Source organism: Pseudomonas sp. KBW05 (assembly GCF_003852405.1).
Classification (GTDB): domain Bacteria; phylum Pseudomonadota; class Gammaproteobacteria; order Pseudomonadales; family Pseudomonadaceae; genus Aquipseudomonas.
The window spans coordinates 78,982-98,169 of the sequence record NZ_QAJM01000009.1 but is presented as its reverse complement, the minus strand read 5'-3'; the positions used below and the strand labels follow the sequence as shown (position 1 = coordinate 98,169).

At 59.6% G+C, this 19,188-nt stretch carries 29 protein-coding genes and 1 pseudogene; 8 read left to right on the top strand and 22 right to left on the bottom strand.

What is annotated here, in order from left to right; translation table 11 throughout:
• The first annotated feature begins 100 nt into the window (after nt 1-100).
• From DBR46_RS09180 to DBR46_RS09170, 3 genes are read left to right on the top strand one after another with little or no spacing between them, the layout of a single operon-like run.
• The gene (locus DBR46_RS09180; RefSeq protein WP_124525917.1) at nt 101-1,294 is read left to right on the top strand and encodes a CaiB/BaiF CoA-transferase family protein; all 1,194 of its coding nucleotides are present in this window, start codon (nt 101-103) and stop codon (nt 1,292-1,294) included.
• Nucleotides 1,291-2,232, top strand: a complete 942-nt coding sequence (locus DBR46_RS09175) for a hydroxymethylglutaryl-CoA lyase (RefSeq protein WP_124525916.1) — start codon at nt 1,291-1,293, stop codon at nt 2,230-2,232. Before DBR46_RS09180 ends, DBR46_RS09175 begins: the two co-directional genes overlap by 4 nt.
• Before the next feature lie 59 nt (nt 2,233-2,291).
• A complete protein-coding gene (locus DBR46_RS09170) occupies nt 2,292-3,620 on the top strand; it encodes an MFS transporter (protein WP_124525915.1) in 1,329 nt (442 codons plus the stop codon).
• 7 nt (nt 3,621-3,627) lie between these two features.
• Here the strand turns inward: DBR46_RS09170 and DBR46_RS09165 are convergent, their stop codons facing one another.
• Nucleotides 3,628-4,113, bottom strand: a complete 486-nt coding sequence (locus DBR46_RS09165; protein ID WP_124525914.1) for a DMT family transporter — start codon at nt 4,111-4,113, stop codon at nt 3,628-3,630.
• A 68-nt stretch (nt 4,114-4,181) separates the two neighbouring features.
• On the opposite strand from DBR46_RS09165, the gene DBR46_RS09160 reads away from it, so the two are divergent.
• Together DBR46_RS09160 and DBR46_RS09155 are read left to right on the top strand one after the other, a co-directional pair.
• Nucleotides 4,182-5,117 (top strand): LysR substrate-binding domain-containing protein, encoded by a 936-nt coding sequence (locus DBR46_RS09160; protein WP_124525913.1) that lies wholly within the window; start codon nt 4,182-4,184, stop codon nt 5,115-5,117.
• A gap of 92 nt (nt 5,118-5,209) precedes the next feature.
• Entirely contained in the window at nt 5,210-5,737 is a 528-nt protein-coding gene (locus DBR46_RS09155; protein WP_124525912.1) for a DUF4142 domain-containing protein, read from the top strand.
• A gap of 64 nt (nt 5,738-5,801) precedes the next feature.
• Here DBR46_RS09155 and DBR46_RS09150 read toward each other — a convergent pair whose 3' ends face one another.
• From DBR46_RS09150 to DBR46_RS09130, 5 genes are all read right to left on the bottom strand, one after another.
• The gene (locus DBR46_RS09150; RefSeq protein ID WP_124525911.1) at nt 5,802-6,302 is read right to left on the bottom strand and encodes a methylated-DNA--[protein]-cysteine S-methyltransferase; all 501 of its coding nucleotides are present in this window, start codon (nt 6,300-6,302) and stop codon (nt 5,802-5,804) included.
• A 98-nt stretch (nt 6,303-6,400) separates the two neighbouring features.
• Complete coding sequence (locus DBR46_RS09145; protein ID WP_124525910.1) at nt 6,401-6,733, bottom strand: hypothetical protein; 333 nt, start codon at nt 6,731-6,733, stop codon at nt 6,401-6,403.
• A gap of 78 nt (nt 6,734-6,811) precedes the next feature.
• Nucleotides 6,812-7,222, bottom strand: coding sequence for a type II toxin-antitoxin system HicB family antitoxin (locus DBR46_RS09140; RefSeq protein ID WP_124525909.1), 411 nt, complete (start codon nt 7,220-7,222; stop codon nt 6,812-6,814).
• 22 nt (nt 7,223-7,244) lie between these two features.
• Nucleotides 7,245-7,427, bottom strand: a complete 183-nt coding sequence (locus DBR46_RS09135) for a type II toxin-antitoxin system HicA family toxin (RefSeq protein WP_124525908.1) — start codon at nt 7,425-7,427, stop codon at nt 7,245-7,247.
• Nucleotides 7,428-7,595: 168 nt separating this feature from the next.
• Nucleotides 7,596-8,489, bottom strand: a complete 894-nt coding sequence (locus DBR46_RS09130) for a LysR family transcriptional regulator (RefSeq protein WP_124525907.1) — start codon at nt 8,487-8,489, stop codon at nt 7,596-7,598.
• A 95-nt stretch (nt 8,490-8,584) separates the two neighbouring features.
• On the opposite strand from DBR46_RS09130, the gene DBR46_RS09125 reads away from it, so the two are divergent.
• Nucleotides 8,585-9,757 (top strand): MFS transporter, encoded by a 1,173-nt coding sequence (locus DBR46_RS09125; protein ID WP_124525906.1) that lies wholly within the window; start codon nt 8,585-8,587, stop codon nt 9,755-9,757.
• 34 nt (nt 9,758-9,791) lie between these two features.
• Here DBR46_RS09125 and DBR46_RS09120 read toward each other — a convergent pair whose 3' ends face one another.
• The 16 genes and pseudogenes from DBR46_RS09120 to DBR46_RS09050 all read right to left on the bottom strand — a co-directional run bounded on the left by DBR46_RS09120 (nt 9,792) and on the right by DBR46_RS09050 (nt 18,594).
• Nucleotides 9,792-10,100 (bottom strand): addiction module antidote protein, encoded by a 309-nt coding sequence (locus DBR46_RS09120; RefSeq protein ID WP_124525905.1) that lies wholly within the window; start codon nt 10,098-10,100, stop codon nt 9,792-9,794.
• A gap of 2 nt (nt 10,101-10,102) precedes the next feature.
• A pseudogene (locus DBR46_RS30505) lies at nt 10,103-10,279 on the bottom strand (type II toxin-antitoxin system RelE/ParE family toxin); the annotation flags it as partial.
• A 470-nt stretch (nt 10,280-10,749) separates the two neighbouring features.
• The gene (locus tag DBR46_RS09110) at nt 10,750-10,980 is read right to left on the bottom strand and encodes an AlpA family transcriptional regulator (protein ID WP_044272746.1); all 231 of its coding nucleotides are present in this window, start codon (nt 10,978-10,980) and stop codon (nt 10,750-10,752) included.
• A gap of 48 nt (nt 10,981-11,028) precedes the next feature.
• Nucleotides 11,029-11,358, bottom strand: a complete 330-nt coding sequence (locus tag DBR46_RS09105; RefSeq protein ID WP_124525904.1) for a hypothetical protein — start codon at nt 11,356-11,358, stop codon at nt 11,029-11,031.
• Between the two features lie 49 nt (nt 11,359-11,407).
• Complete coding sequence (locus DBR46_RS09100; RefSeq protein ID WP_124525903.1) at nt 11,408-11,869, bottom strand: hypothetical protein; 462 nt, start codon at nt 11,867-11,869, stop codon at nt 11,408-11,410.
• A gap of 51 nt (nt 11,870-11,920) precedes the next feature.
• Complete coding sequence (locus tag DBR46_RS09095) at nt 11,921-12,232, bottom strand: hypothetical protein (RefSeq protein WP_124525902.1); 312 nt, start codon at nt 12,230-12,232, stop codon at nt 11,921-11,923.
• A gap of 69 nt (nt 12,233-12,301) precedes the next feature.
• On the bottom strand, nt 12,302-12,895 hold the full coding sequence (locus DBR46_RS09090; protein WP_124525901.1) for a helix-turn-helix domain-containing protein: 594 nt from the start codon (nt 12,893-12,895) through the stop codon (nt 12,302-12,304).
• Nucleotides 12,892-13,509, bottom strand: a complete 618-nt coding sequence (locus tag DBR46_RS09085) for a lambda exonuclease family protein (RefSeq protein WP_124526164.1) — start codon at nt 13,507-13,509, stop codon at nt 12,892-12,894. Before DBR46_RS09085 ends, DBR46_RS09090 begins: the two co-directional genes overlap by 4 nt.
• Before the next feature lie 8 nt (nt 13,510-13,517).
• Nucleotides 13,518-14,279, bottom strand: a complete 762-nt coding sequence (locus DBR46_RS09080) for an ERF family protein (RefSeq protein ID WP_218569325.1) — start codon at nt 14,277-14,279, stop codon at nt 13,518-13,520.
• Nucleotides 14,280-14,289: 10 nt separating this feature from the next.
• Nucleotides 14,290-15,393 carry a hypothetical protein gene (locus DBR46_RS09075; protein ID WP_124525900.1) on the bottom strand — a complete coding sequence of 368 codons (1,104 nt, stop codon included), beginning with the start codon at nt 15,391-15,393 and terminating at the stop codon, nt 14,290-14,292.
• Between the two features lie 160 nt (nt 15,394-15,553).
• Complete coding sequence (locus tag DBR46_RS09070; protein WP_148090398.1) at nt 15,554-15,796, bottom strand: hypothetical protein; 243 nt, start codon at nt 15,794-15,796, stop codon at nt 15,554-15,556.
• Nucleotides 15,793-15,942, bottom strand: a complete 150-nt coding sequence (locus DBR46_RS30300) for a hypothetical protein (protein WP_169862700.1) — start codon at nt 15,940-15,942, stop codon at nt 15,793-15,795. The genes DBR46_RS09070 and DBR46_RS30300 overlap by 4 nt, the downstream gene beginning before the upstream one ends.
• Complete coding sequence (locus DBR46_RS09065; RefSeq protein ID WP_124525898.1) at nt 15,939-16,172, bottom strand: hypothetical protein; 234 nt, start codon at nt 16,170-16,172, stop codon at nt 15,939-15,941. Before DBR46_RS09065 ends, DBR46_RS30300 begins: the two co-directional genes overlap by 4 nt.
• A complete protein-coding gene (locus DBR46_RS09060) occupies nt 16,169-16,459 on the bottom strand; it encodes a hypothetical protein (protein ID WP_124525897.1) in 291 nt (96 codons plus the stop codon). The genes DBR46_RS09065 and DBR46_RS09060 overlap by 4 nt, the downstream gene beginning before the upstream one ends.
• A gap of 246 nt (nt 16,460-16,705) precedes the next feature.
• Entirely contained in the window at nt 16,706-17,149 is a 444-nt protein-coding gene (locus tag DBR46_RS30295; RefSeq protein WP_177414026.1) for a hypothetical protein, read from the bottom strand.
• A gap of 773 nt (nt 17,150-17,922) precedes the next feature.
• Complete coding sequence (locus tag DBR46_RS09050) at nt 17,923-18,594, bottom strand: LexA family transcriptional regulator (RefSeq protein WP_124525896.1); 672 nt, start codon at nt 18,592-18,594, stop codon at nt 17,923-17,925.
• A 108-nt stretch (nt 18,595-18,702) separates the two neighbouring features.
• Between DBR46_RS09050 and DBR46_RS09045 the strand changes: the two genes are divergently transcribed.
• Together DBR46_RS09045 and DBR46_RS09040 are read left to right on the top strand one after the other, a co-directional pair.
• Nucleotides 18,703-18,876 (top strand): Cro/CI family transcriptional regulator, encoded by a 174-nt coding sequence (locus tag DBR46_RS09045; RefSeq protein WP_124525895.1) that lies wholly within the window; start codon nt 18,703-18,705, stop codon nt 18,874-18,876.
• 2 nt (nt 18,877-18,878) lie between these two features.
• On the top strand, nt 18,879-19,187 hold the full coding sequence (locus DBR46_RS09040; protein WP_124525894.1) for a CII family transcriptional regulator: 309 nt from the start codon (nt 18,879-18,881) through the stop codon (nt 19,185-19,187).
• The last annotated feature ends 1 nt before the right edge of the window (nt 19,188 follow it).

Here is a 19,188-nt window from a genome sequence, read left to right as displayed (position 1 = left end):
TTCGCGTTTCGCGAACGCTCCTTGCCAACTGACGGTTGGATTTCTCCCGCGTCGGCCCTCTAGTCTTGGCACCACATTCCAAGAACGAGAGGTACATCCCATGACGGGTCCCCTGAGCGGTATCAAGGTGATTGAGATCGGCACCCTGATTGCCGCGCCGTTCGCCGCCCGGTTGATGGCCGAGTTTGGCGCCGAGGTGATCAAGATCGAGGCCATGGGCCAGGGCGATCCGCTTCGCAAATGGCGAAAGCTGCATGAAGGTACGTCGCTGTGGTGGTACCTGCAATCGCGTAACAAGAAGTCCTTGGCGTTGGATCTCAAGTCCCCTGAAGGCCTGGACCTGATCAAACAGCTACTCGGCGATGCCGACGTCCTCATTGAAAACCTGCGCCCCGGCGGCCTGGAAAAACTCGGCCTGGGCTGGGAAGTGTTGCACGCCCTCAACCCCAAGCTGACCCTGGTGCGCATCTCCGGTTATGGCCAGACTGGGCCGTACCGTGACCGCCCAGGCTTCGGTGCCATTGGCGAGGCCATGGGCGGCATCCGCTACACCACCGGCAACCCGGACTCGCCACCGGCGCGGGTGGGCGTGAGCCTGGGGGATTCCCTCGCGTCATTGCACGGCGTGATCGGCGCACTGATGTCGTTGCTGCGGGTCAAGACCGGGCAGGGCGATGGGCAGATTGTCGATGTGTCGTTGGCCGAAAGCGTGTTCAACCTGATGGAAAGCCTGGTGCCGGAATACGACATGCTCGGTCATGTGCGTGAACGCAGTGGCGGCGCCTTGCCCGGTATCGCGCCGTCCAACACCTACCTGACCGCCGATGGCGCCTACGTGGTGATTGCCGGCAACAGCGACCCGATCTACAAGCGCCTGATGACCGCCATCGGCCGCGCCGACCTGGGCGATGCGCCCGAGTTCGCCCATAACGATGGCCGTGCCGCCAAGAGCGGGCTGCTCGATGCGGCGATCACCCACTGGACCAGCAGCCTGCCCATCGACCAGGTACTCAACGCGCTGGAGGCCGCCGAAGTGCCGGCCGGGCGCATCTATTCCGTGGCGGACATCGTCAGCGATCCGCACTATCAGGCGCGGGACATGTTGCTCAGCGCCGAGCTGCCCGGCGGCGTGTCGGTGAAAATGCCCGGCATCGTGCCCAAGCTCTCGCAAACGCCTGGCGGGGTGAACTGGTCGGGTCCGGCCCTCGGCCAACATACGGATGACATCCTTGGCAGCCTGGGTCTTACCGGCGCCGACATACAACGCCTGAAAACTTCGGGAGTGGTGCAATGATTCACGACTATTCAGACCCGCTGATCGTGCAGGAAGTCTCCCCGCGTGATGGCCTGCAGATCGAACCGACCTGGGTCGAGACCGACGACAAGATCGGCCTGATCGACCAGCTTTCACTGGCCGGATTTTCGCGGATCGAAGCCGGTTCGTTCGTGTCACCGAAGGCCATTCCTGCACTGCGTGATGGCGAGCAGGTGTTCCAGGGCATCAGGCGCCAAGCCGGTGTGATTTACGTGGCGTTGATCCCCAACCTCAAGGGCGCCCAACGTGCCATCGAGTCCCGCGCCGATGAATTGAACCTGGTGATGTCCGCCAGCCAGACCCACAACCTGGCCAATATGCGCATGCGTTGCGAGGCTTCGTTGGCGGCGTTCGGTGACATTGTCAGCTTTGCCGCCGACCACCCGGTGCGCCTCAACGGCAGCATCGCCACCACGTTTGGTTGCCCGTTCGAGGGCAAGATTGATGAAGACCGCGTCCTGCAAATAGTCGACGCTTATCGCGAACTGGGCATCCAGGGCATCAGCCTTGCCGACACCACCGGGATGGCCAATCCGCGTCAGGTGGCGCGTATGGTCAAACGTGTGCTGGAGCGTGTGCCCGCCAGTGACCTGACCTTGCATTTCCACAACACCCGTGGCCTGGGTTTGTGCAATGTGCTGGCGGCCTACGAGGCTGGGGCCCGGCGGTTTGACGCGGCCCTCGGCGGCCTCGGTGGTTGCCCGTTTGCGCCGGGGGCGTCGGGCAATATCTGCACCGAAGACCTGGTCAACCTGTGTGAAGAAGTGGGGATTCACACCGGGATCGACTTGCCGCACCTGCTGCACCTGTCCCGCCAATTGCCGGCCCTGCTGGGGCATGAGTTGTCCGGTCAGGTGGCCAAGGCCGGGCGCAATTGCGACCTGCATCCACCACCGGCGTACATCGCCACGCTGTAACCCCGCACCAGACAACAAAAACAATCGGGCGCCTGTGAGCAGCCCGCTGGAGAGAAAGCATGAGCACTAATCCGTTAGAGGCCGGCGCGCGCCCGGCAGTTGAAGTCGATCCGATCAAAGCCGTGGTCAACAAGGTCGCCTGGCGCCTGATGCCATTGATCATGGTCTGCTACCTGTTCGCCTTTTTTGACCGTATCAACATCAGTTTCGCCAAGTTCCAACTGCAGGCCGACCTTGGCCTGAGCAACACCGCGTATGGCCTGGGGGCTGGGCTGTTTGTGGTGGGCTATGTGATTTTCGAAGTGCCGAGCAACATGATGCTCTACAAGGTTGGGGCGCGTCGGTGGATCGCGCGGATCATGGTGTCCTGGGGGCTGGCGACGGCGGCCATGGTGTTTGTCACGGCCGAGTGGCAGTTCTATGCGCTGCGCTTTTTGATTGGCGCCATGGAGGCAGGCTTTGCGCCGGGCGTGCTGTATTACCTGACGCTGTGGTTTCCCCAGGACTTCCGTGGGCGTATTACCTCGATGCTGTTCCTCGCTTCGGCGTTTGCCGGGCTAGTGGGGGCGCCGTTTTCCGGGCTGGTGCTGGAGCACATGGACGGGGTGCTGCAAATGCGTGGCTGGCACTGGCTGTTCCTGCTCGGCGGCATGCCGTGCGTGGTCTTGGCGTGGATGGTGCTGACGCAGTTCAAGGACCGCATCGAAGATGCGCCGTGGCTGAGCGCCGAAGAGAAAACCTTGCTGTCCAGCCGCATCGCCGTGCATGAGGTGCACAAGAAGGGCTCGCTGCTCCAGGCCCTGCGAATTCCCGGTTTCCTGATGTTGGGGTTGATCTACTTCCTGATCCAGGTGGCGTCCTACGGCCTTAACTTCTGGGCTCCGCAATTGATCCGCAGCACCGGTATCGAAAGCTCGGTGGTGATCGGCTTGTTGACTGCCATCCCCTACATCTGTGGTGCGATCACCATGGTGCTGGTAGGACGCTGGTCGGATGCTACCGGTGAACGCCGCAAGTTTGTCAGTGGGCTGGTGGCATTGGGCGCGGTAGGTTTTTTCTGTGCCGGTATCTTTGACGACCACACCACGTTCCTGATCGTTGCGCTGGGCCTGTTGGGGGCGGGGATCATCGCCGCCATCCCGACCTTCTGGACCTTGCCGCCCAAATTGCTGGCCGGCGCGGGCGCCGGTGCGGCGGGCGGGATTGCCTTGATCAACACCCTGGGACAACTGGGCGGTATCGTCAGCCCGGTAATGGTTGGGCGGATCAAGGACATCAGCGGCAGCACCACCCCGGCGCTCTACGTGATTGGTGTATGTGCATTGATCGCCGCTGCGCTGTTGCTGTGGGGGCTGCCGCAAAAACTGCGTACATCCGACAAGCGTTGACGAATTATCACGCTGCGGCCAAGGCCTTGGCTGGCGTGGCGCTGAACTGAATCAACGCCACCCCGCCAATCAACAACAACGCCCCCAGCACTCGGGGCGTTGTCAGTTGGCGCTCAGCCAGGCCGAACAGGCCAAAGTGATCAAGCAGCAGCGAGGCGAGAATCTGCCCGGCCATGGCCAGCGCAATGAAGCCTGACGCACCGAGCTTGGGCAGCAGCATCAACGCCAGGGAAATAAAGCACACGCCAAATGCACCACCGGCCCACATCCACAACGGCGCCTTGCTGATAAAACCCAGGCTCGGCAGGGGCAAACGCAGCGCCAGAATAACCGGCAGCAACACGACAATGCTTACCAGCAGCGACGCCAAGGTGGCCCATAACGGGTGCCCGAGCCCGCGCCCGAGGTTGGCGTTGATCGCACTTTGAAACGGCACCACCGCCCCGGCGATCACTGCCAGCGCCAATAAACCCAGCCAATGCAACGTTGTCATCGTGAATCTCCCAGAGGTTTTGCTGGACTCTAAGGTATTCGTCGCGCAAATTTAAATTCCAAATTCTTATGCCGAGCATGCAGTTAATGAATGATCTGCGCCGCATTGACCTCAACCTGCTGGTGATCCTCGACGCCTTGCTCGCCGAACAACACGTCACCCGCGCCGCTGAACGCGTGCACCTGAGCCAGCCGGCGGTCAGCCATGCGCTGGCACGGTTGCGGGACTTGCTCGGCGACCCGTTGCTGGTGCGCCAGGGCGGCACGTTGGTGCCCACCGCACGCGCGTTGGAATTGGCGGCACCGCTCGCCGAGGCGCTGGCCCAGGTGCAGGCGCTGTTGGCGCCCAACCGGTTTGATCCGGCCTCGGCCAAGCGCCGCTTTCGGGTGGCGATGTCGGACTACAGTGCGGCTATTTTCCTACCGGACTTGGTCCGCATGCTGCGCCGTGAAGCGCCCGGTATCGACCTGCAAATCATCCAGGCCAGCCGCGAGGGCATGGTGGAGGGCGTGCTCAATGGCGATCTCGACCTGGCTGCTGGAGTCTTTCCTGACATGCCTGCGGAACTGCGTACTACGCCGCTGTTTGAAGAGCACTACACCTGTCTGGTCGATCGCGACAGCTTGCCGGCTGACGGCGTGCTGGACCTGCCCACTTACCTGTCGCGTCCGCATGTGTTGCTGGAAATGCGCGGCAGTGGAACGCCGGAAATCGAGCGGGCGTTGACCGCGATTCGTGAGCGCCGACATGTGGCGGTCAGCCTGCCGCATTGGGGCGTGGCACCGCAGTTGATCCAGGGCACGGATTTGATCTTGACGGTGTCGTCGCGGGGATTGCTCAATATTGATCACCCACACCTGTTGGCGGTGCCGCCACCGTTTCATATCCCCTCGTTTGCGGTGGAGTTGGCGTGGAATGTGCGGCGGGGTGGGGATTCGGGGTTGCAGTGGTTGATGGGGCGGGTGGAGGGGCTGAAGCTGCCACACGACCGTTCGTCGCACTGACAAGTATTTTCTAAACCTTTGCCGCCTTGAAAATTCGAATTCAGGGCGGGGAGTGTTCCCCCGCGCTTATTTTTGCCCTGGAGGAACCCATCATGAGCCGCATGGCTATCCGGTTACGCACCGCCAGTTTCGCGATGCTGCTGGGCCTCGGCGCCAGCAATGCTTTCGCCCAGTCGCCTGCTGAATTCATCGAACAGGCGTCGGCCAAAGGCATGGCCGATATCGAAACCAGTCGCATGGCCCACGCCAAGACCTCGTCCCAGGAAATCAAGGATTACACCATTGAGGTGATCAACGAGCGCACCCTGGCCAACCAACATCTGGCGGCCATCGCCAAGAAGCTGGAGCTGCCGGTGGCTCCGCGGGAAAAGATCGTCGACAAAGCCGAAACCCTGATGCCCGAACTCAAGGACGGCGACTCCTTTGACGCTGCCTACACCGCGCAACAGGTCAAGGAAAACGAAGAGGCCATTGCCCTGTTCAAACAGGAAGGCGCCGCGTCGGATGTGCCGGAAATAAAAGCGCTGGTGGATGAGACGCTGCCCAAGTTGCAAGAGCGCTTGCAGAAGGCCCGCGCCCTGGCATCGACCTACGGTAAAGACCATCAGGGTGACGGTTGAATCGAGCATCTGAAACGCGAAACGGCGGTTGGAGTAAATCCAACCGCCGTTTTTTGTTGCTTGTTTAGAAGGCCAATTCCGCCTGGCCGGTACCTTCCAGCGCAAGCAAATACTGCTTGGCTTGCAGGCCACCGGCAAACCCGGTCAGCTCACCCGAGGCGCCAATCACCCGATGGCAGGGCGCGATGATCGAGATTGGATTGCGCCCGTTGGCTGCGCCCACGGCGCGTACGGCTTTGGGGTTGCCGATTTGCTGCGCGATCTGGCTGTAGCTGCGGGTTTCGCCGAAGGGAATGGTCAGCAGTGCCTGCCAGACTTGCTTCTGGAAGTCGGTGCCGGCGAAGTCCAGCTCCAGCGCGAATAGATTGCGGGTGCCGGCGAAGTACTCCTGCAACTGACGCTCTGCCTCCAGCAGCACCAGGCTGTCGTTGGCTTCGCGCAGTTCACCCAGGCGCACACGGTTGGCTCGTTCTGTTTCCCACAGGATCGCGCAGAGTTTGCCGTTACGCGCCACCAGAGTAAGTTGGCCGACGGGGGAGGGCATGAGTTTGTATTCGTAGGGCATGGGCGGCCTCCTTGAGAGTGTGCAAACGTTACCATGCAAGGGTAGTTTCATACGCCCGCCCACAAACTACGTTTCTTGCGGTTGAATTTTTCCTGCGTTTAGAAATTCCAGTAGACCCACTCGTAAAGATACGGATAACCAAAAAGCCTGAACGTGAAGTAGAGCGCCATGAGCAGTGAGCCCGTGCTGAACACTACGAACGAAATGATGTTGAGCAGGGTAACGATAGCGGCGAACACGACCACGCGTCGGCTGGCGTGGCGTCTCGCCAACAGCACGCCATAAACCGAACCCACGATCGAGCCAGCCGCGATGACCGACCCGAGGAGAAACGGCAGCTTCACGAACGAAAGCAGCAGTGGCAAAACCAGCACCCAGCCCACCACTTGGTGCAGCATGGGTTTGGAGGTGCGTTGTTTGGACTTTGGCATTGCCTCGATCTCGGGCTGAAAGAGCTGACATCATCAAGAGACTAGCGTGTCGCCGCAGTCAGACTTTGCTGAGGTGGGTCAGTGGCCTTGTTGCAACACCTTGAGCGCCGCTGATGCGAGGAAACCCGAGCGGCTTTTTTCTTCAGGATGGTGCAGCACATATTCATCGATGCGCTTCAACAGGTAGCCCGGCAGGGTGATGTTGAGTTTCTGCGCCTTGCCCAAGTACTTGGTGATATCGATGTCGACCACTGCCCACGTGCAACCTGCGTATTGCGGGTTGGCGGCATGCAGGGTGACTTTCTGCGCGCTGGGGATCGGCGCACCGTCTTCCGCGAGGATCTCGAAGTGCCCTTCGATGGCTTCACGGGCCATGGCCATGGCGTCGTCCAGGTCGTCGCCGGCGGAGTAGCAGCCGGGAATGTCCGGTACTTCCACACCCCAGGCGTGGTTTTCGTCACCGGTTGAAATTGCGATGGGATAAAGCATGTCTGTTGTCCTCCAGGGACGGTCAACTCAGCAGAGCTTGTTTCAATATGCTCTTGGCGGTCTTGTCCAACAGGTCCTTTTGTGGATGAGGGATGGTCACCAGCCCCGGTTTGGTCGGGTGCTTGAAGTGGTGATGGCTGCCTCGGGTACGCACCAGATACCAACCGTCTGCGACGATGTGACCTATCAAATATCGGCTATCCACAACACCTCCTTGTGGTGTGTGTTGGTGGTGACTATAACCACAAATAAAAAGTTATCAACACTCTACCCACCGACGGTCGATGACCGGTATTTCGCCAGGCAGTGACTGAAGTGTATGAGCACGCCGCAACGGCGCCAGAGAGAGGTATTGCGAGGTTTTGCGCAGGTATTACCGGGTGTGTAGGGCCTGCGTCATCACGCTGAGAAACGCATCAACCAGTACACTTTTTGATTCAGTTGGCTTCAGCACCAACAACTGGGCACACGCATCCACTTCCACCAACGGCCGGTAGGTCACGCCTTTGTTCATCAAGCTTTGCGTGCATTGTGGCACCAGCGCCACGCCTTGCCCGGCGGCGACCAGAGCGATGATCGAGGTGATCTGCCGCCCGGTCGGCCCTGGTCGCAGAGGCTGGCCGTGGTGGCGGTAAAGCTGCTCGATGGATTGGTTCAGTCCCGATCCGTAATCTGCCGGGAAAAGGATCAGCGGATAAGCACTGAGCTGCGCCAAGCTGACTTGCGCGTGGCTCGCCAATGGGTTGTCAGTGGATAAGGCCGCCACCAGCCGTTCCTCGCCCAGCGACAGCGCTTGCACCGCCTTGCCCTGTGGCAACAAACGACTCAGCCCGACGTCCAGGCGCCCGTCTGCCACCTGCGCACCCAGGCTGCCGGAGGCACATTCCACCAGGGTCAGTTGCACATCGGGAAAGCGTTGGGCAAACGCCTGGATTGCCTGGCTGAACAGGTCTGACAAAGCAATCGAACTGACATACCCCAGCGTCAGTTGCCCGGCGGTGCCTGCTGCGAGTTTGCCGGCGATGACTTGAGCCAGCTCCACCTGCTCCAGCACGCCACGCGCATAAGGTAGAAACGACCGCCCTTGTGCCGTAAGTGTCACCGTGCGGCTGGTGCGATCGAACAGCTTGAAACCCAGCTCAGCTTCCAGCGCCGAGATCTGTCGGGTCAGCGGCGGCTGGGCCAGGTGCAGGCGAAGGGCGGCGCGGCCGAAGTGCAATTCTTCGGCGACCATCAGAAAGTATCGCAGCTTGCGTAGGTCGAGCATCCTGGCCCTCGGGTATTGATCGGTCCTGATTCGGTATTGGTTCAAGACCTGCCGGGCATTCTATAAAGACCGCTCAACATAAAACGAGAGGTTTCATGAAACCGCGCCTGCATTGTGCCCGTCTTGCCCTGTTCCTGTGTGGCTGCGCGGCGTTTCTCAACCTTTATGCGACCCAGAGCATCCTCCAGACCTTTGCCGCGCAATTTCAGATCAGCGCCAAGGCGGCGGGGTGGAGTATTACCGTGACGACGTTGGCTGTCGCGATCACGGCGCCGTTTGTCGGCCGACTGACAGGCCGTTTCGAGCAACGCACGGTGATCTGCGTGGCGGCGCTGCTGTTGGCCGTGCCAGCGTTGATGACGGCGTATGCCGACAGTTTTACCGAAGTGCTGGTGTGGCGGTTTGTCGAAGGCATGGTGATTCCGGTGGTGTTCGCCACCAGTGTGGCCTATATCGGCGACCGTTGGAGTGGTGGCACGGTCACCGAAGTCACCAGCCTGTACGTGGCGGGCACCGTGCTGGGAGGGTTTGCCGGGCGGTTCGTCACTGGTGTGATGACGGAGTATGTGGGCTGGCGCGAAGCCTTCGAGTTGCTCGCGGCGCTGAGCCTGATGGTGGGCGGGTTCATTCAGTTTCTGTTGCCGGTTAGCCGGGCGCGTACGGTGCCGCTTGCAACCGTTTCATCGGGTTCATCGGGGACTTTTCGTCAGCCATTGCTGGCGGCTTATGCCGTAGGTTTTTGCGTGTTGTTTTCCCAGGTCGCGGCGTTTACCTACGTGGGTTTTTACCTTGGCCTGCCGCCATTCAATCTGGGGCCTGCGGCTTTGGGCACGCTTTACATGGTGTTCCTGCTGGCGTTGATCGTGATCCCCATCGCGGGGCGCCTCAGCAAAGCCCGGCCCCATGGCGAACTGCTGACCGTTGCCGTCATGCTGGGCATCACGGGCACGCTGCTGACCCTGGTGCCAACGCTGTGGTGCATCGTGTTGGGGTTGGCCCTCAGCTCCACCGGCGTATTCCTCGCCCAGGCCGCCGCCAATGCGTTCACCACGGCCAATGCCGGCGACAACAAGGCGGGCGCTATCGGTATTTACCTCACCTGCTATTACCTGGGTGGTAGCTGCGGGGCGATCGTCCCGGCATTGATCTGGGAACGGTGGGGCTGGGCGGGGTGTGTGGGGTTGATTGTCGTCTTTCAGTTGATGACGTTGCTCATCGCCTTGGTCGGTTGGAAGCCTGTTAAACCCGCGCTGGTTTCAGTGCCTTGACGGGCGTCGTCGCAGTGCCGGCCGGGCCGCGTGCTCAAATAATTGGGTGATTGGTGACATGTCCAGGCCGTGCAAACAGATCAATGCCTAGCGAGTGGAGTACTTTGAGGACTGTTTCAAAGCGCGGTTTTGCGCCGGGGGAGAACGCCTTGTAAAGACTCTCGCGACCCATACCCGTCTCAGTGGCGATCTTTGTCATTCCTCGGGCTTTGGCCACGTAGCCGATGGCACGCAGAAACTCTTCGTTATCGCCGTCGGCCAGCACCTGAGAGAGGTACTCGCTGATGGCCTCGTCACTGTCGAGCAGCTCGGCCATATCGAATGTCGTCAGTGTTTGCGGCATGAACCGACACCTACATCGACTCGCATTTCTGAGATGCCGTTTCCTAGCGCCTTGATATCACCCAGGTTACCCATGCTTGCTCTCTCAATACGCCGGCCAATCGCAATCTTTGCTCTCAGGTCGCGAACACCTGAATGCCAGTCTGCGAAGACTTGGGTTTGCTGGATTGAATAATACACAGGACCTCGCAGGCGCCAACTGTATCCATGTGGATACTATCTGGCAACAGGAATGACTGATCGCAAAGGTTGCGGAGGATGGGGCGGGAACACTTCGGTTTCAAAGACGATTTCTGTTGCCAGAATTTGCCAGGAGAATGGGCTCGTAGGCGCAGTGTTGAATTAAGCGAAACCGCCTACGCGGCCATCTGAATCGCCTGGGTTGTGCCTGTGCGAAGTTGCCACATGTGTCGAACCACCGAATCCCAGACATAAAAAAACCGGCCACCAGGGCCGGTTTTTTCATGAATCCCCCGTCAAAACCATCCAGACGCGGGACCAACAATTAGGTGGAGCGGGTAGAGGACTTGTGACTGTTCACGTTTTACGGGGCCTGCAAGGCACTTGTGCGTTTCACCATACACGCCGCCATACAGTTCACTTGGGGCTGTCGCGGATTGCTCGGCCCCTTGGTGATCAATCGCCGGCAGTTATTGTTCGTCGCTGCTGGCTTGGTTGCGTGCTGCTTTCTTGTCGGCGATCCACTGTTCGACCTCGACGGGATCGAAGCGAACCCGGGCGCCGCGCGCCTCACTGGTTTTGATCGGCGTGGGGAACGTCTTGTCACGTACCCGCAGTTTGTTCAGCCCGGAAACGCTCTGCATGCCGAGCATCTTGATTACTTCTGCGTTGCCCACCAGGGCGGTGTTTTGCTGTTGCATAGAAATACCTCGCCCGCCGTTCACCGGCAGGCATGTAGGGGGATTGGGTTAGATGAATTCGGCGGGGACGCTTACGGTGCTGCCTGAAAGTTTCAGTAGGACGGCGCGGCATACCGCAATCGCTCTGGTATCACCGGCCACACGCTGGAATGGATCGCACTTCGCGTCAGCCACCCAGCTCTCGCGGTGGCCGGGCTCAACCCAAACAGCGTACTTGGCGATCAGGTGGTCGCATTGGGCGTCGTCCACCGGTGGCGCACAGAAGGCCAGTTGTAGTTGGCCCTCCGCCGGCGGCGCGGCGCCTTCGATTGACTCGATGGCCCAGCCAAGCGCGGGGCCGGCCAGGTCTTCGGTTCGAACGTTGATCATCTGGCTCATGGCCTAGGCCCCTTGTAGATGAACACGTAGGCGAACCAGATGGTGGCGATCATTGCGTCACCGCCTGATTTCCGAAGCGTTCCAGCAGCACTTTCTCGAGCTGGGCGGCCAGATCGTCGTAATTGTCGAGGCGCATGGTGCGCATGCACTGGTTATCCGCGTCCCAACCGCTAGGCACTCCATGGTCTGCCCACCAGTTACGCGCAAACCGGAACACGTCCATGGCTGCTTCAGTACGGAACTCGTAGACATGCCCCGGCGACCCCTGCCATTGAAGGTTGTCCCCGCCGATCAACACCTTTAAGCGCCGAGCGAGCTGACCCTTGCCAAGCGCAATGCCCAGGTCCCCGCGCCCGATCATGTATTGGTACTGGGCAAAGTGTCGGTCCTGCTCGCTATCCCGTTTCAGGCCCTTGGTGCCGCCGATGTAGTTGTCGATCACACCGCGGGCTGTTTTTTTGACCTGCGCGCGCCAGATGGCCTGCAGGATTTCTGCGTCGGTAACTTTCATGGGGCGAACGCATCCTTGCCGCTATAGCGGCTGACTTTGAAGGGGGAGGGGTTATTCGTCGTGACAGACGCGCAGCGATTCGCGGTTGAAGGCGAGCTGCAGTTTTGCCGACACGTTTTCGGGTATCACGTATTCGTGTCGCGGCGGTGCGAGGAACTGCGCTGACCCTGCTGGGCCGAGGCCGTGCAGGTGGTGAATCATCAGGGTCATCGCCTCGCCCTGCTCCTCGATGCTGTGCCAGGCCATCAGGTCAGCTAAGGCCTGGCGGGTGCCGGCCATGGTGTGAAGTCGCAACTCTTCCTCGCCGCGAGTCTTTCGCCTCGCCGCAGTCTTTGCCGATCGCTCTTTGGGTTGGGCTGCCATGGACTGCCTCTTGTATTCCGCTGGCCGGCAGTGCCAGCCAGGTTTGGCGTTTGCGTTGCTGGACGCGGACTATGCGGCGCATGAGGTCTTGCCCTGGCGTGCCTTCGGGTAATCGATATCGTGATCTTCCAGAATGCGATCAAGCGTCCTGTGTGATATCGCCAACATGCCGCAGATCCGGCGCCGGGAAATACCCAGCTCCTTGAACGCCCTGATGCGCTCGGCGTACTTGGCATCACGAACTACCGTTTCCGCTTTCCACTTATCGCCGTAGTGGCCGCCGTGGGCGGACCGCTTGAACGAAAACCCAAAATCCTTGGCGAGGTCTCTGAGCGTTCTTGGTGTCATGCCGGTGATGCCCGATACTTCCGCCTGTGTGTGATTTGGGGCAAGGGCCCTTACCATTTCAGCCTTCTCTGCGCGCTTTTCGTTTCGCACGTCGAGGGGCGCGACCGGCAGGGACGCGGCTTGAACCCGGCGCCGCACGAATGGCTTCGGCGCCGGAGGCATCTGGTTGCTGTAGGTGATGGGCTTTGGCTTGTAGCCGATGGGCTCGGCTACTTCGATCTTGCCGCCGGCCGCCAGGTACTGCTCGACAGCGGCGGCCAGTTCGTTCGATGCGGGCCGTAAAGCCTCTACCATGCTTAGGTGATTGCTGATCATGCTGCGATCCCCAGAACTTGATTCATGCGCTCGTCGAGAATTTCGTAGAAGGTCTTAACCCGCTCGGCGATCTTGCGGATCATCGCTTCGTCCCGGTAAGCGCGCTTGACGAACATCGGCATGCCGGGCCAGTAGCAAACGAAGTCGATCCACTCGCGCTCCGAGACCCACAGGCCACCCTGGCACTGGGCGACGTGTTCCTTTGGAATCTCGCCCGAAAGGATCACTTCGACCTGAAACTTCGGCAGCTTGGTTTTGATTTCCGTCAGGCCCTTGGCCCCCACCAGCGAGTCAGGCGAATAGCCGGCTCCGTGGTTGAGGATGATTGCCACCTGGTTGGTTTCGACTTCCTCGCGCTGCTCGTACAGCTTGCGGGCGACACCTTCCAGCTCGTGGCCGCGCTCGGTGTGTCGGTTGCCCGTGAAGGGGTCGGCAGCCTCGCCTGTGATGCGCTCGCCGATCAGGGTATGCATGTAGGTGAATGCGCCGACACCAAACCCGGCTTCGCCCTTACCGTTGGTAAGCAGGCATTCCAGCTCGGAGCAAGTGACGATACCTAGGCGCAGGGCCAGCCATTCCGGCGAACCCTGCTCGACCTCTGTGATGATTTGCATGGCCATGTTCAATTCCCCTGCTGCGCCGCCTTGGCGGCCTTTGAGATTGAGTTGTTGAGGCCGGCCACTACGCCGTCAAACGCTGACTTCGCAATCTGGCCCGGGTCGCCGTACTTCTTTTCGAAGTTGGCGTGGACAGCCTCGCTGCATTTATCCAGAAGGGCTTGCACCTGCCGCGCCTGGGCGGGAGTTACCAGCTGATCAGTGGCCTCTACATAGCCATCGTTGTCGTTGTCGTCGCCGCTGGTGATGTTCAGCAGGGCGCACATGACGTAGCGCTTGCCGTATGTGGTGGTTGAGCCTACCGATTGAACAGCGCTACGACCGGCGCCGGTATCAAGCGGGAGGATCATGGTCGTTTCTTCGCGGTGACCAGCCTTGTGCATCAGGATTCCGGTAATGCTGACTCCGGCGGCCTGATTGATGATCTTGAACGACACGCCAAAACCAAACTTGGCCATGACCGGGCGCACCGCGAAGTTGATGTCGTCCAAGTCGGCGTACATCTTCTTGGTGTGCGTGTTTTCGGTTCGCTTCTCTACCGAAGGCATTTCGCATTGCATTTCGGCGAACGAAGCGTTGAAGGCCTCAAGTGCGCTTTTGGCTTCCATGCGGTCTTGAAGCGCGATCAGGCGCTCCAGCTTATCCATGTCGCAGCGAGGGTCGAGAGCAAGCCGACTGATCGTCGATAGCATGCTGATTTCTTGCCCTTGCTGGTGGAGTGCGACTGATTGGTGCCGTTCTTCCGGCATGATGATGTCGGTGGACATGCTGAATACCTCAGAATTGAATGGTGACGTTCGGCACTTCGCCGCGCGCGATCTTGAGGACGATGGCCTTGGCCAGCTCTTCGCTGATGTTCATGCCGATCAAGGCCTGCTTGGCTTCGCCGAGGATTTTCGACTTGTGTGCTACGTCGGCCTGGCGTTCCCGCTGCTGGCGCAGGATTTCGTCTGCTGCTGCATCGGCACGGGCCTTCTCGTCCAGGCGAGCCTGCTCAACGGCCCGCTTCTGATCTTCGATGCCTTGCAGGCGGTCGCGCTCGGCTTTCTGTTCGGCCTCAATCTTCTCGCGCTTCGCTTGTTCGGCTTGGCGCTCAGCTTCGGCGGCCTGCAATTTCAGGTCGCTCTCGCGCTTCTCGGCGGCGGCCTGGTCATCACGCACACGCTGCGATTCGGCTTCACGATCACGTAGGGCCTTCGCTTCCGCTTCGCGGGTGGCCTGCTCGGCAGCTTCGCGGGCAATGCGATCCTCGTTGTCCTTCTTGTCGCGGGCCTCCTTCTCAAGGCGCAGGCGGGTCAATTCGGCCTGTTCGGCTTCGTACTGAGCGCGTTCGGCGTGCAGGGCACGCAGCTTCGCAAGGGTCTGGTCCTTTACCTGGGCGGCTTCGGCCAGGAACTCTTCCCATGCATCGCTGATTTCGACCAACTCAAGGTCCGCAATGATCTGGGCGACATGGGCGGCGGCCGGGGTCGCTTCGAAAACGGCCAGATCCTTGATGGCCTGGATACCGTCGACGTGCTTGTCTTTGCGGGCCTGCTCGGCCTTTTCCCAGTCCGTCAGCGGCTGGCGGGTGGTATCGCGCAGGTTGTCCATCTTGGTCACGAAGTCGCGCAGCTCGGCTTCCACCACCTTGGGCATTTCCTTGAGGCGCTTCAGGTAGTCGCGACCAGGTGTTTCGACTGCCTTTTTGGACTTGCTGACCGTTGCGGCCAGGGAGGCGATGCGCTCGCGGCCCTTGCGGGTAGTCAGATCAGGCACCTCGCCGGTTACCTCGGCCTTCACCGCGTCGAAGAACTGGCCCAGGCCACCGGCAACGTAAATGGCCGGCGCGTTGTCGGCGCTGATGTCGTCGATGGTGATTACTTGCTGTTTCGCGGACATGGCAATGCTCCCGCGCCATCCTTGCGGGGCGCTGTGTAATGTTTTTAGTTGGTGATCAGGCCGCCAATGGCTGGGCCCAGTAGAACGATGGTGAGGAAGGTCAGGCCAACGATGGCCGAGGTCCAGCGGATGGCGCGGAGCCGGTGCCGCTGGTGGGTGGTCATCCAATAACCTCGCTATAAAACGGCTTGTCCGGCGGCAATTCATCGTTATCCATGACCGCGCACTCATGATCACGAATACCGTCAAAATCAGGCTTTCTCCACGCAACAACTCCGATCCAGTCGCCCATGTCGCCCGGGTAGTTATTGATGCCTACCAGCTTGGAGCGGCTTCTGGTCTCCGCGAACACCATTTGGCAGCCGTATGCAGGCTCGCCGTCGTGAACCATCCAGCACTTCATGCTTTCACCTCGTACGCGACAGTCCACTCACCGCACAGGCAGGCCCGACGGCTCCAGGCGTGGACGTTTTCGATACCAGCGTCATAGGCCAGCGACAGAGCGCCGAGCCAGGACGTGTGGGTAAATGCCAGGGTCATGGTGTTCACGGTGCAGCCCTCCGAATGTCAGCCAGGAACCCTTCGGCCTGAATCTCGTAGAGACGATGCAGGCGCTGGACGTAGTGGCTGTGTTCTTGCGTGTCGATGGCGCCGAGCGAGTGGGCCATTTCAACGGCCATGCTCGTTTCGGCGTGGAGCTGGGCCGATGAATCACCGGCCTGCAATTTGGTGAAGCGGGAGTCGATGATTTCCAGGGCGACCCGGTGGTTACGGCTCATGCTGCCCACCGTTGCCGACGCTTGAGGGCGTCGATCTCGACCCACAACGCCGCGGTGATCTGCGGGCAGTAGTGGTGGGCCAGTGATGCCGTGGACCACTGACGGCTGCAAGTCATACGCACGCCGTCATCGTCGTAGCAGACGGCCGAGATAATCTTGAATTCCAGCTCCCGTTCGCCCTGGGCGTCCCAGTCGCTGTTCCAGCTACCGGGGCAGGGCGGGTCATCCACCAGAATGTTCACCTCCACCTGGAGGACAAACCCCTCAACAACTATTTCGTGTTCCATGGTCGCCTCCAGGGGCATATTGAATAGGTGCAGGTGCCCGGCGCTGATCCACGATCAGATCTGTCTGGGATTTCACCGGCTAGGCGCTGGCTACCTGCGTGCCGGTCTTTCCCGGCTGTCACGCTGCCTGTGCTTTAGCGTCGAACTGACGCAGCGATTCCCGACTTGATGCAGGTGGGTTGTTGTAGGCCGCGATTTCGTCCGCATCCGTCTGCCCACTCGGTGGAATGGGCAGAGGTGATGCGGTCAACCTTCGCGTACTCGATTAATTGGGTTTGGCTCGTTGAGGAACGGAGACAGCCGAAGCTGGAGAACCTTTACGTGGTCGGCCTGTTGGTCGATCAGGCTGCGAATGTCCTTTACCTCATAGAACGCCATCAGCTGTTGAACCTCGGCGTCAGGCATTGGCAAGGCTCGGGGTTTCATGTCTGCCACCCGGACCGTGTAAACCTTGTCTTCGCTGATCCCGCAGACAATCACGCGGGCTACAGCCTGCATTTCACCCTTGTGAATGGTTTCGGTGGGCGGCGACTGGATTGGAACGTCCACCCAGGTGTTCGACTGGTAAGTGCCGATAACCTTGTGGGTGAATACCTCGTTCGGCACGCCATGACGCTTCATTTCGATCAGTGCGTAATCGCCAAAGCTGGGGAACGATGCCTTGGCCAGGTCGTAGTTAAACTCGCTCATTTGTGACTCCCGGTGATTTTCCCAATGCACCCGTCGCCAGGTGCATCAGTGAAAGGTTCCGGTATTGCTGGCCGCTGTTACACGCCACCTGCGGACTGGGCGATTACTTGTTCGGGAGCCCTGAGGGCCCAACAGGTCGCCACGCCCATGCAGGCCGCAACCTCTCCAGTTTTGGCGCTTTACGCTTCGCGCCTTGGGTGGAGGCCCCCCATCTGGTCTGTTTAGGCCTGACCATTGCTGCCTGTTGTGTTGCGGTGGAACTAAAGAGCGGTGTTGTGTTGCATTTGCATGGGCGAATTTAAGCGCACTGAAAAGCAGAGGTCAAGTGCGCTTAAGTAAATTATTTAAGTGAGCTGAATTTGGCAGGCGCGCGGAAATAAAAAAGCCCGCGCGCGGCGGGCCTTTTAGGCGGCAGGGAAAGCTAGGTAGTAATCCAGAGCAGACCTGAAACGATGGCAGCCATGACAGACCCCAAAAGGAATCCAGACCAGATGGCTACTGCGATAGTCAAAGGGACCTGTCGAAGGAAAAAGCTTACTGTTCGACTTCGTCCGAACCCGATGTTAGCGCCATGGCGAGCTATTCTCCATAGCCGACGAAATAGGATGAAGACCATCAAGCTGACCGCAACGCTGTAGCAGCAGACCAAGCCCGTGGTGTAACTGAATGCCGGTTTCGGCTGCGGCAGTTCTGTCGTGAACTTAAGTTGGTTCATCTGGTTTTGGATGTCAGCTTCGCTTGAAAACGCGTCTAGCCAGCTCATGCCGTATTCCCTATATTCCGCCGCCTCGCCAGACTACGCGCCCCACGACCTCAACCCCGCGCATTCCTTCGTCGCTGATTGGCATGTCTGGATACCTCGCCTTGTCCTGGTTGTCTGATCGAATGATCCACCCGCCAGCAAGGTCGCGAATCAGCCGCTTGATGATCAACTCATGATCTTGGTTAAGGATCGCGTACATATTGCCGTTAGTGGGGTCGGTGCGCGAAACATCCACAAGCAGCACTTCGCCATCGCTAAGTGTTGGCCAGTTGCTATCCCCTTCGTTGTAGAGCACTCGCAGGTTTTCTTCGCGCATGGACATACGCTTCAACCAGTCTCGTTTGAACGCCAGCCCACCGGTCACCTCGACATGATCGTTAAGGTATCCATCGCCCGACGATCCGTGAGCACTGTATTGAGGTATCAATGCGTAGTCCTTCTCGCTTGGCGTGCCCAGCTCCTCGCTATCGATTTTTTCGGGCCCGGTACCAAAGGTAAGCCACTCAGCTGTGAATCCGGTCGCTTTCGCCAAAGCAAAAACGCTCTCAGCCTTCAGCGCCTTGCTATCCCCATTGATCCACTGAGTGACCGCCGAAGGTGCAACGTCGCAAAGTTTGGCTATTTCGCTCTTTGATTTCCCGCTGACCTGTATGGCGCGGGCGATGCGTTCGTTTCTATTCATCGTCGTATGTTAAGTCAGCTTAATTTAAGTGGGTGAAAATCTCGCTGCCTTGTTGCGCGCATGTTTTAAGGGTGCTTAAATCTGCGCATTACCAAGCGAGGATTCGCAATGAACATCAATGACGCCATCAAGCATTTCGGCTCCAAAAAGAAGCTTGCCGATGCCTTGGGGATTCGCCCCAGCGCTGTTACGCAGTGGGGGATCGACATCCCGCCTGTCCGCCAATTTCAGATCCAGGTCATCAGCAAGAACAAGCTGAAGGCTGATCAGAAGGCGGCTTGACCATGTCCACGAGCCCATTAAGCCAAGAGCAGACCGTAAGGGCCCGCAAGAACTACAGCGTTCTCATGCAGCAGCTTGCGTCTGTCGGCAATGCACCTGTCGCGTTTGCAGTGGGTTGCGATGAAGCGACCATAAGCCGCATGAAGCCCGAGAAGTTCGAACAGTTCTGCCAGATCCTGGCCGTGCTGGATTTGAAGGTTGTGCCGAAGGCTATGCAGTGCTTCGACAAGCGGGACATTGAAACCCTTCTGCATCAGGCCAGGCGGTACATGGAGCTGATCCAGAGCGTTGATCAGTTGCAGGAGGAATAAC

What these genes read in the sequence shown, in the direction of transcription:
- DBR46_RS09120 (WP_124525905.1), bottom strand. Translation starts at nt 10,100, where the DNA reads ATGCCGCAAACACTGACGACATTCGATATGGCCGAGCTGCTCGACAGT.
- DBR46_RS09090 (WP_124525901.1), bottom strand. Translation starts at nt 12,895, where the DNA reads ATGATCAGCAATCACCTAAGCATGGTAGAGGCTTTACGGCCCGCATCG.
- DBR46_RS09145 (WP_124525910.1), bottom strand. Translation starts at nt 6,733, where the DNA reads ATGCCAAAGTCCAAACAACGCACCTCCAAACCCATGCTGCACCAAGTG.
- DBR46_RS09140 (WP_124525909.1), bottom strand. Translation starts at nt 7,222, where the DNA reads ATGCTTTATCCCATCGCAATTTCAACCGGTGACGAAAACCACGCCTGG.
- DBR46_RS09105 (WP_124525904.1), bottom strand. Translation starts at nt 11,358, where the DNA reads ATGAGCCAGATGATCAACGTTCGAACCGAAGACCTGGCCGGCCCCGCG.
- DBR46_RS09080 (WP_218569325.1), bottom strand. Translation starts at nt 14,279, where the DNA reads ATGTCCACCGACATCATCATGCCGGAAGAACGGCACCAATCAGTCGCA.
- DBR46_RS09160 (WP_124525913.1), top strand. Translation starts at nt 4,182, where the DNA reads ATGCCGAGCATGCAGTTAATGAATGATCTGCGCCGCATTGACCTCAAC.
- DBR46_RS09175 (WP_124525916.1), top strand. Translation starts at nt 1,291, where the DNA reads ATGATTCACGACTATTCAGACCCGCTGATCGTGCAGGAAGTCTCCCCG.
- DBR46_RS09180 (WP_124525917.1), top strand. Translation starts at nt 101, where the DNA reads ATGACGGGTCCCCTGAGCGGTATCAAGGTGATTGAGATCGGCACCCTG.
- DBR46_RS09095 (WP_124525902.1), bottom strand. Translation starts at nt 12,232, where the DNA reads ATGGCAGCCCAACCCAAAGAGCGATCGGCAAAGACTGCGGCGAGGCGA.
- DBR46_RS09165 (WP_124525914.1), bottom strand. Translation starts at nt 4,113, where the DNA reads ATGACAACGTTGCATTGGCTGGGTTTATTGGCGCTGGCAGTGATCGCC.
- DBR46_RS09075 (WP_124525900.1), bottom strand. Translation starts at nt 15,393, where the DNA reads ATGTCCGCGAAACAGCAAGTAATCACCATCGACGACATCAGCGCCGAC.
- DBR46_RS09100 (WP_124525903.1), bottom strand. Translation starts at nt 11,869, where the DNA reads ATGAAAGTTACCGACGCAGAAATCCTGCAGGCCATCTGGCGCGCGCAG.
- DBR46_RS30295 (WP_177414026.1), bottom strand. Translation starts at nt 17,149, where the DNA reads ATGAGCGAGTTTAACTACGACCTGGCCAAGGCATCGTTCCCCAGCTTT.
- DBR46_RS09170 (WP_124525915.1), top strand. Translation starts at nt 2,292, where the DNA reads ATGAGCACTAATCCGTTAGAGGCCGGCGCGCGCCCGGCAGTTGAAGTC.
- DBR46_RS09150 (WP_124525911.1), bottom strand. Translation starts at nt 6,302, where the DNA reads ATGCCCTACGAATACAAACTCATGCCCTCCCCCGTCGGCCAACTTACT.
- DBR46_RS09155 (WP_124525912.1), top strand. Translation starts at nt 5,210, where the DNA reads ATGAGCCGCATGGCTATCCGGTTACGCACCGCCAGTTTCGCGATGCTG.
- DBR46_RS09110 (WP_044272746.1), bottom strand. Translation starts at nt 10,980, where the DNA reads ATGCAACAGCAAAACACCGCCCTGGTGGGCAACGCAGAAGTAATCAAG.
- DBR46_RS09130 (WP_124525907.1), bottom strand. Translation starts at nt 8,489, where the DNA reads ATGCTCGACCTACGCAAGCTGCGATACTTTCTGATGGTCGCCGAAGAA.
- DBR46_RS09065 (WP_124525898.1), bottom strand. Translation starts at nt 16,172, where the DNA reads ATGAGCCGTAACCACCGGGTCGCCCTGGAAATCATCGACTCCCGCTTC.
- DBR46_RS09045 (WP_124525895.1), top strand. Translation starts at nt 18,703, where the DNA reads ATGAACATCAATGACGCCATCAAGCATTTCGGCTCCAAAAAGAAGCTT.
- DBR46_RS09040 (WP_124525894.1), top strand. Translation starts at nt 18,879, where the DNA reads ATGTCCACGAGCCCATTAAGCCAAGAGCAGACCGTAAGGGCCCGCAAG.
- DBR46_RS09070 (WP_148090398.1), bottom strand. Translation starts at nt 15,796, where the DNA reads ATGAAGTGCTGGATGGTTCACGACGGCGAGCCTGCATACGGCTGCCAA.
- DBR46_RS09060 (WP_124525897.1), bottom strand. Translation starts at nt 16,459, where the DNA reads ATGGAACACGAAATAGTTGTTGAGGGGTTTGTCCTCCAGGTGGAGGTG.
- DBR46_RS09085 (WP_124526164.1), bottom strand. Translation starts at nt 13,509, where the DNA reads ATGCAAATCATCACAGAGGTCGAGCAGGGTTCGCCGGAATGGCTGGCC.
- DBR46_RS09050 (WP_124525896.1), bottom strand. Translation starts at nt 18,594, where the DNA reads ATGAATAGAAACGAACGCATCGCCCGCGCCATACAGGTCAGCGGGAAA.
- DBR46_RS09125 (WP_124525906.1), top strand. Translation starts at nt 8,585, where the DNA reads ATGAAACCGCGCCTGCATTGTGCCCGTCTTGCCCTGTTCCTGTGTGGC.